The 16,111-nt window shown below is 73.0% G+C and carries 10 protein-coding genes; 2 read left to right on the forward strand and 8 right to left on the reverse strand.

Going from position 1 to position 16,111, the window contains the following annotated elements; translation table 11 throughout:
* Positions 1–30: 30 nt before the first annotated feature.
* From QSK17_RS04925 to QSK17_RS04960, 8 genes are all read right to left on the reverse strand, one after another.
* Positions 31–606: a helix-turn-helix domain-containing protein gene (locus QSK17_RS04925; RefSeq protein ID WP_285703176.1), complete on the reverse strand. Its 576-nt coding sequence runs from the start codon at positions 604–606 to the stop codon at positions 31–33.
* Positions 607–810: 204 nt separating this feature from the next.
* Positions 811–1,860, reverse strand: a complete 1,050-nt coding sequence (locus tag QSK17_RS04930) for an enolase C-terminal domain-like protein (protein ID WP_285703177.1) — start codon at positions 1,858–1,860, stop codon at positions 811–813.
* 16 nt (positions 1,861–1,876) lie between these two features.
* The gene (locus QSK17_RS04935) at positions 1,877–3,277 is read right to left on the reverse strand and encodes an MFS transporter (RefSeq protein ID WP_285703178.1); all 1,401 of its coding nucleotides are present in this window, start codon (positions 3,275–3,277) and stop codon (positions 1,877–1,879) included.
* Positions 3,278–3,327: 50 nt separating this feature from the next.
* Positions 3,328–4,500, reverse strand: coding sequence for a VWA domain-containing protein (locus QSK17_RS04940; protein WP_285703179.1), 1,173 nt, complete (start codon positions 4,498–4,500; stop codon positions 3,328–3,330).
* The gene (locus QSK17_RS04945; RefSeq protein ID WP_285703180.1) at positions 4,500–7,043 is read right to left on the reverse strand and encodes a DUF5682 family protein; all 2,544 of its coding nucleotides are present in this window, start codon (positions 7,041–7,043) and stop codon (positions 4,500–4,502) included. Before QSK17_RS04945 ends, QSK17_RS04940 begins: the two co-directional genes overlap by 1 nt.
* 102 nt (positions 7,044–7,145) lie before the next feature.
* Complete coding sequence (locus QSK17_RS04950; RefSeq protein WP_285703181.1) at positions 7,146–8,222, reverse strand: ATP-binding protein; 1,077 nt, start codon at positions 8,220–8,222, stop codon at positions 7,146–7,148.
* Positions 8,219–9,799 carry a DUF5691 domain-containing protein gene (locus QSK17_RS04955; protein ID WP_285703182.1) on the reverse strand — a complete coding sequence of 527 codons (1,581 nt, stop codon included), beginning with the start codon at positions 9,797–9,799 and terminating at the stop codon, positions 8,219–8,221. Before QSK17_RS04955 ends, QSK17_RS04950 begins: the two co-directional genes overlap by 4 nt.
* The gene (locus tag QSK17_RS04960; RefSeq protein WP_285703183.1) at positions 9,796–11,274 is read right to left on the reverse strand and encodes an SWIM zinc finger family protein; all 1,479 of its coding nucleotides are present in this window, start codon (positions 11,272–11,274) and stop codon (positions 9,796–9,798) included. The genes QSK17_RS04955 and QSK17_RS04960 overlap by 4 nt, the downstream gene beginning before the upstream one ends.
* A 235-nt stretch (positions 11,275–11,509) precedes the next feature.
* Between QSK17_RS04960 and QSK17_RS04965 the strand changes: the two genes are divergently transcribed.
* Positions 11,510–14,431, forward strand: coding sequence for a helix-turn-helix transcriptional regulator (locus QSK17_RS04965; RefSeq protein WP_285703184.1), 2,922 nt, complete (start codon positions 11,510–11,512; stop codon positions 14,429–14,431).
* Positions 14,432–14,577: 146 nt separating this feature from the next.
* Positions 14,578–16,083 (forward strand): aldehyde dehydrogenase family protein, encoded by a 1,506-nt coding sequence (locus QSK17_RS04970; RefSeq protein WP_285703185.1) that lies wholly within the window; start codon positions 14,578–14,580, stop codon positions 16,081–16,083.
* Positions 16,084–16,111: the final 28 nt, after the last annotated feature.

Consider the following 16,111-nt stretch of genomic DNA (forward strand, 5'->3'; position numbering starts at 1 on the left):
GGCCGTCGGGCTGCCACCCGGCGGCCCAGATCATTCGCCGTCGTCGGCGGATGTGGGGGCGGGGAACGCGAGCATCCGGGCGAGCACGACGCGCGCTCCGGGCGGCGTCGCCTCGTCCGGCCTTTTGTAGCGGTAGAGCAGTTTCACGTACTCCTCGAGGAACTCTTTGAGTTCGTCGACGGTGAGGCGCATCGCCGAGCGCGACCATGCCAGGGCGTCCGCCCATTCCCCGAGGTCGTCGCGTTCGAGCTGGAAGCGGCTGAACTGTTCGAGTTCCTCGGCGAAGTCGAGCCGGTTCATCTCCTCGACCGCCACCCGCATCTCCGGCGTCTGCCGGCTGTAGGGCGGGATCCTGCGATCAGCGGGCACCTGGCGCCACCAGCGTTCCCGTCCCCTCGACAGCTCGGGCACCTCTTCGATGAAGCCGTGCTTCGCCATCTGGCGCAGGTGATAACTGGTCAGGCCGGTGCTCTCGCCCAGTGCTCGGGCGAGAGTCGCGGAATTGGCCGGACCGTTGCGCAACTGCCGCTCGATCCGCTGTCGCATGGGATGCGCCAGGAGCTTCAGCGCTTCGACATCGGTTATCTCCTCTGGGACGAGATCCACAAGAGCACCGTATCGCTCGCAAACGCTCTTTGCAAAGCCTCTTTGCAACTTGGCCGGAACTTCCCCGGGCACTACCTGCGGCACGCCTACGACGCGTCTGCCCGCTACGGCGGGCACACGACCTGGGCGTTTCCCTTCCCTGGGCTTCGTGACGGCGGCCTGCCCCTCCCGCACCACACTGTGCGGGCGAAACAAGCGAACCCCTCAGACGCGGAAGGTGTCCTTGGCCATGCGGCGGACCTTCTCCTCGTCGATCGTGTGCCCGAGCCCCGGCTGGGTGAGCGGCACCGCGACGACCCCCCCGGACGCGCCGACCGGCGGCGTGACGATCTGGGCGCTGCGCGGCGGCTCCGCGACGTCGCTCGGCAGGGTGCACCCGGGCAGGCTCGCCACCGCCACCGTGGCCGCCCGCGCCAGGCCGACCCCGAGCCCGCCCGCGCAGGTGACGTCCCATCCGGCGGCCACGGCCGTGTCGTGCGCGAGCCGTACGGCGGACAGCGAGCCGAACCGCGCGGGACGCAGCAGCAGCGCCCGGCCCGCGCGCGCGGCGACGGCTTCGTCCAGCGCCTCGATCGAGCGCGCCTCGACCACGACGGCCGCCGAGATCCGATCCTGGAGCTCGGCGCTCACCACCAGGTCGGTGAGCGGCCGCTCGATCGCCACGAGGCCGTAGGCGTCAAGGGCTTCGAGTTGGGAGATCTCCGTGTACGCGCCGTGCCCGTCCACGGCGATCGCCAGGCCGGGGTACGCGGCGCGGACCGCGCGCAGCGGCTCGACATCCCATCCGGGGTGGACGTCCATCGTCACGTGCGCGTATCCGGCGCAGACATGCCGGTTCACCCGGGCCACCATGCTCTCGAGCGAGCGCTCCGCGCCCAGCCGAACGGTCGCCATGAGGGAGGTGCGGTTGCCGCCGAGGGCGTGGGACAGCGGGACGCCCTTCATCCGGGCCCACAGGTCCCAGCACGCCATGTCGGCGGCCGAGCCTCCGGGAATCCGCCCCAGCTCGGAGGGGTGCTCCCAGTCCACCCCGAGCAACGCGGCGGGGAGGGACTCCTCAAGGGAGGCCCACAGCTTCTCGTGCCCGTGCTCCTGCTCGTCGCGCCGCTCGCCGGGCCGCCCCGCCGGTGGCAGGACGGCCTCGCCCCAGCCGACCATCCCGCCGTAGTCGGTGATCCTCACCAGGACGCTCTCTGGCCGCCTGCCGTAGGGCAGGGTCAGCCTGAAGAGTTCGAGCTCCCGGACACGCGGCAAGTGACACCCTCCTCCGTTAGACCTCCATGGTGCCCGCTGCGCGGCGGTGCTCAAAACGTCCGGAGACGAGGGCCGCGGTGCCGGCCATAAGGGCGAGCAGGCCGAAGCACAGCAGATAGCTGGCCGCCGACCGCGCCAGGGCGGCGGAGATCGCCCCGGTGACCGCGACGGCGACGACGGAGTAGATCGACTCGCCGATGGCGAGCGAGGCGCTGTTGGCGCCCTTCTCGGCGGGAGCCGACAACTCCAGGATCAGAACGGAGAGCGTCGGGTAGGTCAGGCCCATGCCCAGCCCGCCCACGCACCACCCGAAGAACCCGACGAGCACCGGAACGGACGGGAACACCGTCAGCGCGGTCAGCAGGATCGCCGTCGCGATCAGGGAGGTGCCCGTCCGCAGGATCAGCGCGCGGTTGTGCGGCCTGCGCCCCTGGATCCACGATCCGGTCGACCAGAAGAGCGCGCCGCCGGTGAGGGCGAGACCGGCCTGCGAGGGGCTCAGGCCGCGCTCGCTGTGCAGCAGGAGCGGCACGAAAACCTCGGCCGCGAAGAACGCGCCCGCGGCCAGGCCGCGGAGGGCGACGACGGCCGGGACGCCGCGGGCGGCCCGCAGCGTCCCCTTGGGCAGCAGCCGGGGCAGCGCGATCGCGAGCACGATCAGCCCGGCGACCAGCAGCGGGACGACCCCGGCCCCGCTGCCGTACTGCATGAGCGCCGCTCCGGTGGCCACCACGACACCCCACGCCAGCTTCGTCGCGAACCCGCGGGAAGCGGCCGGGGGCGTGGGCAGGCTCTCGGACGCGGACTCGGAGGCCTCGGGCCGCGCCGACCGGCGATGATCCGCGAGCCCGCGCCACAGGAAGGCGGCGGCGGGGGTGGCGAGCAGCGGAACACCGAGGAACACCCAACGCCAGCCGGCGTGCTCCACCACCAGGCCGGTGATCGCCGGTCCGACCAGCGAGGGGACCACCCACGCCGCCGAGAGCAGCGAGAACACCTTCGGATGCAGCTCGGGGGGATACACCTTGTCGATCAGCACGTACATCGCGACCGAGAAAAGGCCGCCACCGAGCCCCTGGAGGAACCGCCCCGCGACGAAGACGTCCATGGTGTGCGCGGTGCCGGCAAGGAGCAGGCCGCCGATGAAGCCGGCGAGGCCGGTCCACAGCGGCGCCACCGGGCCGCGCGTGTCGCTCCACCTCCCGCCCACCAGGGTCGCGATCACGCTCGCGACCAGGCTCGCGTTGAAGGCGAGGCCGTACAGGGACATCCCGTGGAGCCGTTCGGCGACGACGGGCATCGCCGTGGCGACCGCGAGGTACTCGAACGCGATCAGCACCATGATGGCGACCATGCCGACGCCCAAGGCCCGATAACGCTGCGAGAAAACCGGCGGTGCCGTCATTACCGAATTCACGCTACGGACGTTACAGATCACCACATCGTGTCCGTAATCGGCCATTGGACCTAGGTCGTATTGCGTTCGACGGAGATGTTGCGCTCGACCCACTGCGTGATGTCCCGGCGCTCGATCGCGGCCGCCATCAAGCCGGGGAACGCGTCCGGCGTGCAGGCGAACGCTGGAACCCCGAGCGCCGCGAGCGCCGCCGCGTTGTCGTGGTCGTAGGACGGGGCACCCTCGTCCGAGAGGGCCAGCAGCACGATCACCTGCACCCCGGCGGCCGTCATCGCGGCCACCCGGCGGAGCATCTCCTCGCGGACGCCGCCCTCGTAGAGGTCACTGATCAGGATGAAGATCGAATCCGTCGGCCGGGTGATCAGCCCCTGGCCGTAGGCGATCGCCCGGTTGATGTCCGTGCCGCCGCCGAGCTGGGTGCCGAACAGCAGTTCCACCGGGTCGTGGAGCTGGTCGGTGAGATCGACGACCGCGGTGTCGAACACCACGAGGCTGGTCCGCAGCGACCGCATCGACGCCAGGACCGCGCCGAAGACGCTGGAGTAGACGACCGACGCCGCCATCGACCCGCTCTGGTCGATGCACAGCACGACCTCCCGCTGGACGGCCTGCTGCCTACGGGCGTAGCCCACCAGACGGGACGGCACGACCGTGTTCCGCTCGGGCAGGTAGTTCTTCAGGTTCGCCCGGATGGTGCGGTCCCAGTCGATGTCGGCGACCCGCCGCGGCCGGTGCGTCCTGGCCGAGCGGTCGAGCGCCCCGGTGACGGCCGCCCTGGTCCGCTGCGCGAGCTTGGCCTCCAGCTCGGCGACGACCTTGCGGACCACGGCGCGGGCCGACTCGCGCGCCCTCTCCGGCATGACCCGGTTCAGCGAGAGCAGCGTTCCGACCAGGTGGACGTCGGGCTCGATCGCCTCCAGCATCTCGGGCTCCAGCAGGAGCCGGCTCAGGTTGAGCCGCTCGATCGCGTCCTTCTGCATCACCTGGACGACCGTCGAGGGGAAGTAGGCGCGGATATCTCCCAGCCAGCGGGCCACCTTGGGCGCGGACGCGCCGAGGCCCGCGCCGCGCTGCCCGCCGTCACCGCGTCCGGTGCCAGGACCCGCGTCGTAGAGCGCGCCCAGCGCCGCGTCCATGCCGGCGTCCGCGCCGCCGAGCGCACAACCGGTGCCGTCGGCGCCACCGCCGAGAACCAGCCGCCAGCGGCGCAACCGCTCCTCCATCACAGCCTCCCCAGGATTTCCAGCACGGTCCGGACGGCCGGCGCCGCCCGCTCGTCGTCGAGATCCGCCCCGTCGCCGGTTCCGTCGCCGGTTCGGCCGCCGGAGCCGCGGACGTCGGACGCACCGGCTCTCACCCGCTCGCCGATCGAGCGGCGTTCCGGCGCGGCGAAGGCGCCGAACGTGCGTCGCAGCAGCGGGAGCACGTCCACGAACGCCTCCGGGGACAGGCCGGTCAGCCAGCCGTCCACGGCCGCGAGGAGCCGCGAGTCGTGGACCAGCAGCAGCCCTCCCCCAGACAGGAAGCCCTCGATCCACGCGGCGGCCCGGGCGGGCGGATGGCCGAGCGACATCGCCCGTGACATGCGGATCTGGACATCGTCCGCCAACTGCGCGTCGAACAGGATGCGCACGAGGCGGCCCTCGATCACCCCGGGCAGGTCGCTCCTGTTCGCGAGGCTTCGCAATGTCGCGAGCCAGCGGTCGCGCGGCGAATCCCGCCCGGTCTCGTATCCGGCCTCACGCGCGGCGTCGTGCCCCGCCTCGTGTCCAGCACCCTGCCCCGCCTCGTGTCCAGCACCCTGCCCCGCCTCGTGTCCAGCACCCTGCCTCGCCTCGTGTCCAGCACCATGCCTCGCCTCGTGCCCGTCGTGACGGTGCCCGTCTCCTCTCGGCACGTCATGCAGCAGGGCCACCGCGGAATGGACCGCGTCGATCTGAGCCACCAGCTGCCGGGCCGGATCCTCGTCCAGGCCGGTCACCGCGATCGGGAGGCCGGCGCAGACACGGGTCAGCAGCGAGTCCACGATCGCGGCCAGCCCGGCCGAGGGCGTGCCCCGGACATCGCCGTACCGCTGGGCCCGTACCAGCGCGGGAAGCGCCGCCATCAGGTGCCCGACGTCGCTGTCCAGCGCCGCCCGGTCCCCGATCGCCCGCAGCACGTACGGCAGGGCGTCCGGCAGGTCGGCGAGAAGACACTTCTCGACCAGGGTGGTCAGCTCCGCGAGCGACACCTCCGGGGCGCCGTCCGCCTGATCCACCACCTGATCGAGCGTGTGGTCCGCGGTCCGATCGCCGGCCGTCCCATCTCCGGCCGTCCCGTCACCGGCCGCTCGGTCCGGCGCGCCGTGAACCCCGAAGGCGTTAACCAGGGCGCTCTTCCCGGCCAGCTCGCACACCCGGGCGGTGGCCGCCGCCTCGACGGTGATCCCCCAGACCGCGGCCTCGATCAGGCTCACGTCGAACTCGGGGCGCCACTCCAGCGTCCAGGACTCCTTGAACGTGCCCTTGCCCCTGGTCTCGCGCGGCGTGCCCCACGGGACCCCGATGAGCCGGAGCCGGTGCAGCAACCTGCTGCGGTCGAGGTCGAGCGTCCTGCGCAGGTCGAGGTCGTGGTCCCGCTCGAGCGCCTCGGGCTTGAGCTTCACGCGCCGCTGCTCCTCCCGCAGGTGCCGCTGCAACGGCACCATCGGGGTCGAATCGGGCACATGACCGAGCCGCTCCCCCACCACCATGCGGCGGTGGACCAGGTCTGCGGGCAGTTCGTCTCCCTCGCAGAGGACCGCGCGGACCGCCTCGCCGACCTCGCTCAGACCGGCCAGCGGCCGGTCCCGCAGCGTGGCGAGGCCGTGCGCGAGCCGTACGGCCTCGATGACGTGGGCGGAGGAGACGGGCAGGTCCTCCTGGCGGAGCACCGCCGCGGCCCGCGCCAGCCATCGCTCGATCGGCCGGTCCGGCGCGGTGAAGAGATGGTGGTACCACCCCGGAGAGGTGACGCCCGCGCCGTATCCGCTCCACGCGGCGAGCCGCCCGTGCGTCCACGGCACCCAGGTCATCTCGACCTTGACCTTGGGCATTCCCTTGAGCAGCCGGTTGTCGTCGGCGGCCTTGGGAAGCGTCGCGAGCGCGGGAACGTGCCAGGCGCCGCACACGACGGCGATGTTCCCGAAGCCGTCCTTGACCGCCTGCCGGAGCGTCCTGCGCATGTACGCCTCGCGGCGTGCCTCGTGCGGGTCCGGCGTGTGCCCCTCGCGGACGGCGGCCATCGCCTCGGCGATGGCCTCGAACACCGAGCCGTGCCCGGCCTCGCCGTCCGTCCCGTGCTCGATCCGGTGCTCGACCGCGTCCTCCCACCACCGCTCCGGGTCGTCGTAACCCGCCGCCTCCGCCAGCGCGCCGATCGGATCGACGTGGACGGTCGGCTCCGCTTCGCGGCTCCGGCCTCCGCCGAGCGCGAGGGCGTGCGCCGCCGGCAGGTCGCAGAACCGCACCTCGACGCCGGCATCGGCCGCGTAGCGGATCGCCTGCCACTCGGGCGAGAACACGGCGAACGGCCAGAACGCGGCCTTGGACGGATCACCCGGCACGTGGGCGAGCAGTGCGACGGGCGGCTCCATGTCCGGTTCCGCGGCGAGCGGCACCAGCGCGTCCGCCTCCGGCGGCCCCTCGATGAGCACGATGTCCGGCTTCAACCGCTCCAGAGTGGAACGCACCGCCCGGGCGGACCCCGGACCGTGGTGCCGGACGCCCAGGATCGTGGTCGTCACCCGATCACCCGCCGTCCCGACTGCCCGGCCCTCCGCCCGGCCCTCTCCCCGGCCCGCTGTCCGGTCACGTCACCGGCTGCCCCACCCACCGCGGGGATGAGATCAGCTCGCATCGCGGCAGGCCCGGTAGAAGTCGCGCCAGTCCTCGCGCTCGCGCACGACGGCCTCCAAGTATTCCTGCCAGACCACCCGGTCCGACACGGGGTCCTGGACGACCGCGCCGACGATCCCCGCCGCCACGTCGGAGGGGCGCAGCACTCCGTCTCCGAAGTGCGCGGCGAGTGCGATGCCGCTGGTCACCACCGAGATCGCCTCGGCCGTGCTGAGGGTGCCGCTCGGCGACTTGACCTTGGTCCGGCCGTCGGAGGTCACTCCGGAGCGCAGCTCGCGGAACACCGTGACGACCCGGCGGATCTCCTCCAGACCGGCCGGCGTCTCGGGCAGTTCCAGCGAGCGGCCCAGTTGGGCGACCCGGCGGGAGACGATGTCGACCTCCTCCTCCGCGCTCGCGGGCACGGGCAGCACGACCGTGTTGAAGCGCCTGCGCAGGGCGCTGGACAGCTCGTTGACCCCGCGGTCCCGGTCGTTGGCGGTCGCGATGACGTTGAAGCCCTTGGCCGCCTGGACCTCCTCGTTCAACTCCGGGATCGGGAGCGTCTTCTCCGAGAGAACGGTGATCAGCGCGTCCTGGACGTCGGACGGCATGCGGGTGAGCTCCTCGACGCGGGCCAGCCGCCCCTCGGCCATCGCCCGCATGACGGGGCTCGGGGTCAGCGCCTGCCGGGACGGCCCCTCCGACAGCAGCCGGGCGTAGTTCCAGCCGTAACGGACGGCCTCCTCCGCGGTGCCGGCCGTGCCCTGCACCAGGAGGGTCGAGTCACCGCTGATCGCGGCGGCGAGGTGCTCCGACAGCCACGTCTTCGCCGTGCCGGGGACCCCGAGCAGCAGCAGCGCCCTGTCGGTGGCCAAAGTGGCGACCGCGACCTCGACGATCCTTCTCGGGCCGATGTACTTCGGCGTGATGACGCCCCCGGGATGGTGGGGGTCGCCCAGCAGGTACGTGGTGACCGCCCACGGTGAGAGCCGCCAGCCGGGCGGCCGCGGCCGGTCGTCGTCCTTGGCCAGGACCGCCAGCTCGTCCGCGTACTGATCTTCCGCGTGCGGACGCAGAACCGTCACTTGTCCTCCTCGTCTAGCGGCCCGCCGGTCTCCGTGGCGGCGGTGCCATGTCCGTCGTCTGTCCGTCTCTCCGCGAGCCCGGCCGCGGATCCACCCGCGAGCCCGCCCGCGCGTGTGTCCGCGCGTGTTTCTGTGGTCCCGTCCGCGGCCAGCTCTCTGGCCATGTCGTAGCGGAACCGGAGCGTGGCGGACACCTCGTGAACCTCGGGAAGGTCCCGCAGCCGCGCCACCTGCTCGTACGCCGAGGGATCGAACCGCTCCCCGGCGAGCCGCGCCAGCTCGCTCGCGTTCCACGGCTGGGCCGTCGAGGTGGCGGCGATCTTCTCCAGTACGGCCTTGGCCAGCGGCACGCCCCACGGCCGGGGAATGCCGCCGAGCATCATGATCATCTGCCCGTCGACGGGGTGGCGGCGGACGAACTCCGCCGCCATGCGGGACTGCTCGGCCGGGGGAAGGATCGCGAGCAGGTCGGTCAGCGGCTCGACCTCGATCAGCGCCCGCGCCCAGAGGACGTCACGCTGGAGGATCGCCGCGCGGGTCCAGCCCATGCGGACCTCCCTGGCCCAGTCGCCGACCTCCATGGCGGTGATCTCCGCCGGAGAGCGGCCGAGATGCCCGGTCCAGAACGAGAGCGGCGTGTGGGCGATGACCTGCTGCAGCCACCAGCCTCGGTTCCCGGTCCCGCTGGGCGGCCTGGCCCGGACCCCGTCGCGCTCCATCGTGCTGTCGCACGCCTGCGGCGCCGTGGCGCGGAGCCGGTCGCCGTCCCGTGTGAGCAGCCGTGCCGCGCGCCCGGCCATCCGCGTCCCGAGCCGCGACTCCGGCAGCCGGGTGAGGAGGTCGGCGGCGGCCTGCCGCACCTCGCGGCGACGGTCGTCGAGCGCGTCCTCAAGGAACGGCTCGTCGGCCATCGTCAGCCCCTCGGCGAGGATCTGCGTGAACGCCGCGCGGTCCTCCGGCGTCTCCTTGCCCCATCCCGCGACGAGCAGTTCCCTGGCCGCCGCCGGATCGGTCGCGCGCAGCGCGGCCAGGAACGCCCGGCGGTCCCCGCTCGTGCCGAACTCCCACACGTCCGCGGACCCCGCGTGCCCGTCGGTCGGCTCCTCCTGGAGGTAGGACCAGGCGGGGTTGAGCCCGGCGAGCCACCGGCCGCGCGTCCCGGCCAGCACGCCCAGGTGCGCCCGGATCGACTGGTCCCGCGCCCCCAGGTCGAGGAGCCTCGGGACGAGCCGCGCCGGAACCCGCACGCCGCTCCCCGCCGCGATCTCCAGCCACTCCGCCAGCAGGCGTCCCTGCTCCCCGGCGAGGATCCGGGCCAGCCGGTCGCCCGCACCGCGGCCCACGAGAGGCCTGGTCTCGGGCGGGGCGGGTGGCAGCGGCCGGCCCCTATGCGGCCGCTGTCCCGCCCGCGCGCGTATCACCCGCACGGCCGCCTGCTCCAGAAGATCGACCGGAGGCGCGACGGACGGGCCGCCGGGCAACGGCCTCCGGTCGGTGCCGACCAGCGCGGCGGACACCAGGTCCTCCCACTCCGCGGTCCCCGTCGCGGAGTCGCGGTCATGACGGGTCGTGGTCACAGCACCACCACCTTGCCTTCCTCATCCCATGTCGTCAGCGGCCGCAATCCGCGTGGCGTCCACTCGCAGGCGACGGTGACCGGGTGGCCGCCCGACACCGCGAGCAGCCGCCACGGCGTGCCGATCGACGAATCGAGCCGCAGCCCGCTCACCTCGGGGACGAGGTCGGGCCCGGAGTCCAGGGGCCCGGAGTCCAGGGGCCCGGAGTCCAGGGGGCCGGGATCCGCGAGGAGCCAGCCGCCGTCGTTCGCCGGGACGACCCCGGACAGCACCACGGGCCATGACTCGGTCCATGGATCACCGGCCAGCACGCCCGCCAGCAGGCCGGGTATCCGGGCGGCGCTCAGGCCGGGCGGCGGTCCCGCCTGGACGGCACCGTGCCGCCGGGCTACCAGCGCCCGGAGCGGGGCGGACCCCGGATAGAACGCCAGATCGGCGTCCACCGTGGTTCCGCTGACCAGGGACGCGTCCAGGGCCTGTCCCACGGGGGCGAACGACAGCACGAGCGCGGCCCGGCCGGTCTCCCTGCCGCGCAGCCAGACCCGGCGGGCGATCAGCCGGTCCTGCTCCTCGTCCCGGCTGCCGATCACGTCCCACCGGTCCCGGACCGCGGGCGACGCGAGAACCGTCTCCCTCGCCAGAGGGAACCCGATCCGGGATCGGACCACGTCGCCGAGAGCGGAAGGCAGCTCGGCCGTACGGCGGTGCGCGACGGCGAGCAGGTGAACCAGCGCGTACTCCCCGAGAAGGCGGCCCGGCCACTCCTCCTCGCGCAGCACGCCGGACAGCCGGGTGAACATCCCCGCGACTCCGGGCGCCTGCGCGTCGACCATGCGCTTGGCGATCGCGTCCCAGTCGGCCGGGCCGGTCTGCCGGGCACCGGCGACGCCCTGCGCGATCTGGTCGGCCAGCCACCTCTCCAACTCGGACAACCCCGCGGTGACCCGCTGCTCCCGTTGCTGGGCGCGCCGATCCGGCCGGCCCGATCCCCCCGGTCCGCCGGATCCGGCCGCGCCGTCCCCGTCATCGCCGTGCGCCCGGCCGTCCGGACCCGCAGTCCCGGCAGGCGCCCCCCGCTGGGCCGCGGTCTCCCGAACCGCCGCCTCCTGGGCCGCGGTCAGCCGGGACGCCTGCTTCAGCGCGCGGTCCCTGCGCTGGTCCAGCCACTCGGCGACCCAGTCCGCGGGCTCCTCCGCGGCGGGCACCCCGTCGGCCGACCAGAGCAGCAGCAGGCCGAGCGAGTGCTTGCAGGGAAACTTCCTGCTCGGGCAACTGCACCGGTACGCCGGCTCCGACAGGTCGACGCAGGCGCGGTACGGCTTCGACCCGCTTCCCTTGCACTCGCCCCAGAGCACCTCAGGGGTCACCCCGAGGGCGGACCACTTCCCGGGCGAGCTCACGCCCGTGGCGGCCTTCTGCGACGCCGCGTCGGGTGCCAGTGCCAGCACCTGATCGCGGCTCCACCTTTCGATCACGCGCCGCACAGTAGCCAGCCCCGCCGACAAAACCGCGTCCTCGCGTCCCGTCCACCCGTAACCGCAGGTCAGCCTGTGTTCCACACGTACGCGCCGATCGGGGCCGAGGGTCCGGGATACGAGGGACGACCCTGGACGGACGACGCCCTCGCCCGCCCGACGCATGGGATACCCGGCCTGTGTGGAAGATCCCGAGTACAGCGGCTATGTCCGAGCCGCGTGGCATACTCACGGCGTGCGTCCGAAAACCGCGCGAACCGCGCTGATCGGCCGGTCGGGTGAGCTCGATCTTCTGCTGCGCGTGCTTGACGCGGCCGAGGGCGGCCTGGCCGGGGTCGCGCTCGTGGGCGGCGACGCGGGGATCGGCAAGACGCGCCTGGTCAACGAGGTCCGGGACCTGGCCGAGGAGCGCGGGTTCACCGTCCTCGTCGGACAGTGCGCCGAGCTCGGCGACGCCCTGCCGTACCTCCCGCTCGTGGACGCGCTGCGCGGGGCAGCGGAGGGCGGCACACCGGCCGGCGACGCGCTGACCGCCTGGCCGGCACTGCGGCGGCTGCTGCCCGGCGCGGATCCGGGTACGGCCGGCGCGGCGACGGGGGCGCTCGCCCAGCAGCAGCTGTTCGGCTCGGTGCTGGGCCTCCTGGCGGAGCTGGCGGAGAGCCGCCCGGTGCTGTTCGTGTTCGAGGACCTGCACTGGGCCGACCGCTCGACCCGTGACCTGCTGGTCTTCCTCACCCGGATGCTGCAGCGGGAGCGGGTCACCCTCGTCGGCACCTACCGCACCGACGACCTGCATCGGAGGCATCCGCTGCGTCCGGTCCTCGCCGAGCTGCAGCGGCTGCCGCTGGTGAACGCGATCGAGCTGCCTCCGCTCGGGAACGACGATCTGGCCCACTACCTCGCGACCATCGACACAAGCCACCGTGCGATCGGCGGCGGGGTCGATCTGATCGGCGGGGTGGTCGAGCGGGCCGGCGGCAACCCCTTCTTCGCCGAGGAGCTGCTCGCCGCGGCCGCGATGTGCGACGGGGTGCCGGGCACGCTGTCTGACCTCCTACTCTCCCGGGTGGAGGCGCTGCCCGACCAGGCGCGCCACGTCATGCGGGTGGCCGCGGTGGCGGGGCACAGCGTCGATCACGACATTCTCGGGGACGCCACCGATCTCGGGGAGATCCCCCTCGAGGACGCGCTGCGCGAGATCGTCTCGCGCGGTCTGCTGACCACGAGCAGGGACGGGTACGCGTTCCGGCACGCGCTGCTCCAGGAGGCCGTCTACGACGACCTGCTTCCCGGCGAGCGGACCCGGCTGCACGGGACCTTCGCCCGGCTGCTCGCCGCGCGCGGCGCCTCCGCGGCCGAACTGGCCCACCACTACCACGCCGGCCACGACCTGCCGGGAGCGCTGAGGGCCTCGGTCGAGGCGGGCCGGATCGCGACGGATGTGGGCGCGCCCGCCGAGGCGCACCGCCACTTCGACCGGGCGCTCGAGATCTGGGAGCACGTGACCGACGCGGAGCGGCTCACCGGCACGACCGCCGTCCGCATCGCCCTGTCCAGCGCGGCGGCGGCCGCGGACTCCGGGGACTACCGCCGCGCGGTGGCCCAGCTGCGGCGGTTGTCTCCGGTGCTCGACGATCCGCTCCTGATCTCCGAGCTCAACGAGCGGATCGCCTACCACCTCACCGACTCGGACCTCGGCGTCGGCATGGTGGAAGCGGCGCGCACCGCCGTCGACGTGCTGCCGCCCGGCGAGCCGACCCCGTTGCTCGCCCGCGCGCTCGCCACGTACGCCCGGGCCATGTTCACCACGTCGGGCGCCGCCGTGACGGATCTGGCGAACCGGGCGCTCGACGCCGCCCGGACGGTCGGGGCGCGGGACGCCGAGGTGAGCGCCCTGATCACGCTGGCCATCATGGAGGAGGCGACGGGCACGGTCGAACGCGTGGAGGAGCTGCTCGACCTCGCCACCGCGACGCGGTCGGGCGACCTCAGCATCGACCTGCGCGCCACCTTCCACCAGGCCCGCGTGCGGTACGAGCACGGAGAGCTGGACACCGCCGCACGTACGGCGGGCGCGGGCATCGAGCTGGCCGCGCGCACCGGCCTCACCTGGAGCGCTTACGGCACGGACCTGCGGTTCCTCCAGTTCCTCATCCACTACGCGTCCGGCGACTGGGACACGGCCGAGCTGATCGCGTCCGGGTTCGGCGTGCGCGTCGGCATGCCCACCGAGGCGCACCTGTCGTCGTTCGCGCTCTTCATCGAGGTCGGGCGGGGCAGCGACGCGGCCGACGAGCGGCTCGCGTGGCTCCGGCCGTTCTGGAAGGCGGACGAGCGCGACGGCCAGGCCGACAGCCTGGTGATCTACATGGCGCGCGGGCTGGCCGCCGAACAGGCCCTCTGGCGCGGCGACCCGAAGACCGCCCTCTGCCACGTGTCAGCGGCGGTGGACACGTGCGACCCCTTCGATCCGGGACTCATCCGGATCTGCGCGACAGGGCTGTGGGCGCTGGCGGAGGGCGCGTCGCCGCACGACGCCCGGGAGCGCGCCGACGACCTGATCGAACGGGCGCGCTGGGCCGCCGCGAACGGCCCATACGGGCCCCGCCTGGAGCTGGGCCCCGAGGGCGCCGCCTGGCTGCTGCGGGCCGAGGCCGAATGGCACCGCACCCGGGGCACGGCGGAGCCGGAGTTGTGGCGGCGGGCCGCGGACGCCTTCGGGTTCGGGTTCGTCTACGAGGATGCGCGGTCCCGCTGGAGGCTCGCCGAGTCGCTGCTCGACGCGGGCGACCGCGAGGCGGCCCGGACCGAGTGGTCCCGGGCGCTGGAGACGGCCGACCGGCTCGGGGCCGCTCCCCTGCGCCGGGCGCTGGAGACGCTGGGCCTGCGGGCCCGGTTCAGCGAGCCGCCGCAGCCCGTCCCCGCCGCGGGTGGCGGGGGGCTCGACACGCTGACGGCCCGCGAGCGCGAGGTGCTCGAACACGTGGCGGCAGGCCTGCCCAATCGGGAGATCGGCAAGCTGCTGTACATCTCACAGAAGACCGTCAGCGTGCACGTCTCCAACATCCTGGCCAAGCTCGGCGTGGCCAGCCGTACCCAGGCCGCGGCGATCGCGCACCGGCGGAAGGCGGCCGCCGGCGAACGACCCGCCGGGTGACACGCGAATGATCCGGCGCGCGACCCGCGAGCGACGAGCGATCCGCGAGAGATCCGCGAGCGATCTGTCATCCGTACACATTGGCGCTTCACCCTGTCGCACCCGCTTGTAAGAATGCGACAGTAACCCGAACGAGGAGGTCAACGGTGACCCGTCAGATCACTTCCGTCATCGGTGGAGAGAACGACCACACAGGCTCTCCCTACACGTCGACGAACCCGGCGCGGCCCTCGGAGGTCGTCGCCACGGTCCCGCTCGCGGACGCGGCGACGTTCGCCCGGGCATGCCGTACGGCTGCCGCCGCGCAGAAGGAATGGGCCCGAGTGCCCGCGCCGGTGCGCGGCCGGGTGATCGCGTCCATCGGCCGGCTGGTCGAGGCGAACACCGAGGCCCTGGCCCGGCTGGTCACCGAGGAGATCGGCAAGCCGTACGCCGAGGCGCTGGGCGAGGTCCGCGAGATCGTGGACACCTGCGATTTCTTCCTGGGCGAGGGGCGCCGCCTCTACGGCCAGACCGTGCCGTCGGAGATGCCGGACAAGAACCTGTTCACCTTCCGGGTACCGGTGGGCGTCGCGGCCGTGATCACGGCGGGCAACTTCCCGGTGGCCGTCCCCTCGTGGTACCTCGTCCCCGCGCTGCTGTGCGGCAACGCCGTGGTGTGGAAGCCGGCCGAGTACGCCGCCGCGTCCGCGCACGCGCTGTACCGCCTGTTCGCCGCCGCCGGGCTGCCCGACGGCGTGCTCAACGTCGTGTTCGCGGACGGCGCGCAAACATACGAGGGGCTGGACCTGGCGCTGTCCGAGAGCACCGTGCACAAGGTCGGCTTCACCGGTTCGAGCGCGGTCGGGCGCAGCGTCGGCGAGCTGTGCGGGCGGCACCTGCAGTCGCCCTGCCTGGAGCTCGGCGGCAAGAACCCGATGGTCGTCATGCCCGACGCCGAACTGGACCTCGCGGTCGAGGGCGCGCTGTTCTCCGGGTTCGGGACGGCGGGCCAGCGCTGCACGTCCCTCGGCACGGTCATCGTCCACCGGGACGTCCACGACGCGTTCGTGCGCGGGTTCGTCCAGGCCGTACAGGCGGCGAAGATCGGCGACCCGAACGGCGACGTGCTCTACGGACCGCTGCTCGACCACAAGTTCGCCGAGCGGTACGAGGAGTACCTCACCTGGATCCGGCCGCACCACACCGTGCTGCCCGGGCCGACCGGTCCCATGGACGGCGAGGGCCTCTACTACCACCCGGTGATCGTCGACGGCGTGCGGCCGGACGACCGGCTCTTCCTCGAGGAGACCTTCGGCCCGATCGTCGGCGTGACCACGTTCGACACGCTCGACGAGGCGATCGAGCTGGCGAACCGGCCGGGCTACGGGCTGTCGTCGTCGATCTACACCACCGATCCGCAGGCGGCGTTCCGGTTCCGCGCGGGCGTCTCGGCCGGCATGGTCAGCGTCAACAACTCGACGTCGGGGGCCGAGGCACACCTGCCGTTCGGCGGGAACGGCAAGTCGGGCAACGGCAGCCGGCAGAGCGGCGTCTGGGTGCTCGACCAGTTCACCCGGTGGCAGGCGATGAACTGGGACTACTCCGGCCGGCTGCAGAAGGCCCAGATGGACGTCGCCGACATCACACCCGATCTGGCCTTCCGCCTCTGACCTTCTTCAGCAGTCCGGCGGCGCCACC

Source organism: Microtetraspora sp. NBRC 16547 (assembly GCF_030268965.1).
Lineage (GTDB): Bacteria > Actinomycetota > Actinomycetes > Streptosporangiales > Streptosporangiaceae > Microtetraspora.

Bases quoted from the DNA above. Each gene is read 5' to 3' on its own strand.
- QSK17_RS04940 (WP_285703179.1), bottom strand. From the start codon at position 4,500: ATGGAGGAGCGGTTGCGCCGCTGGCGGCTGGTTCTCGGCGGTGGCGCC.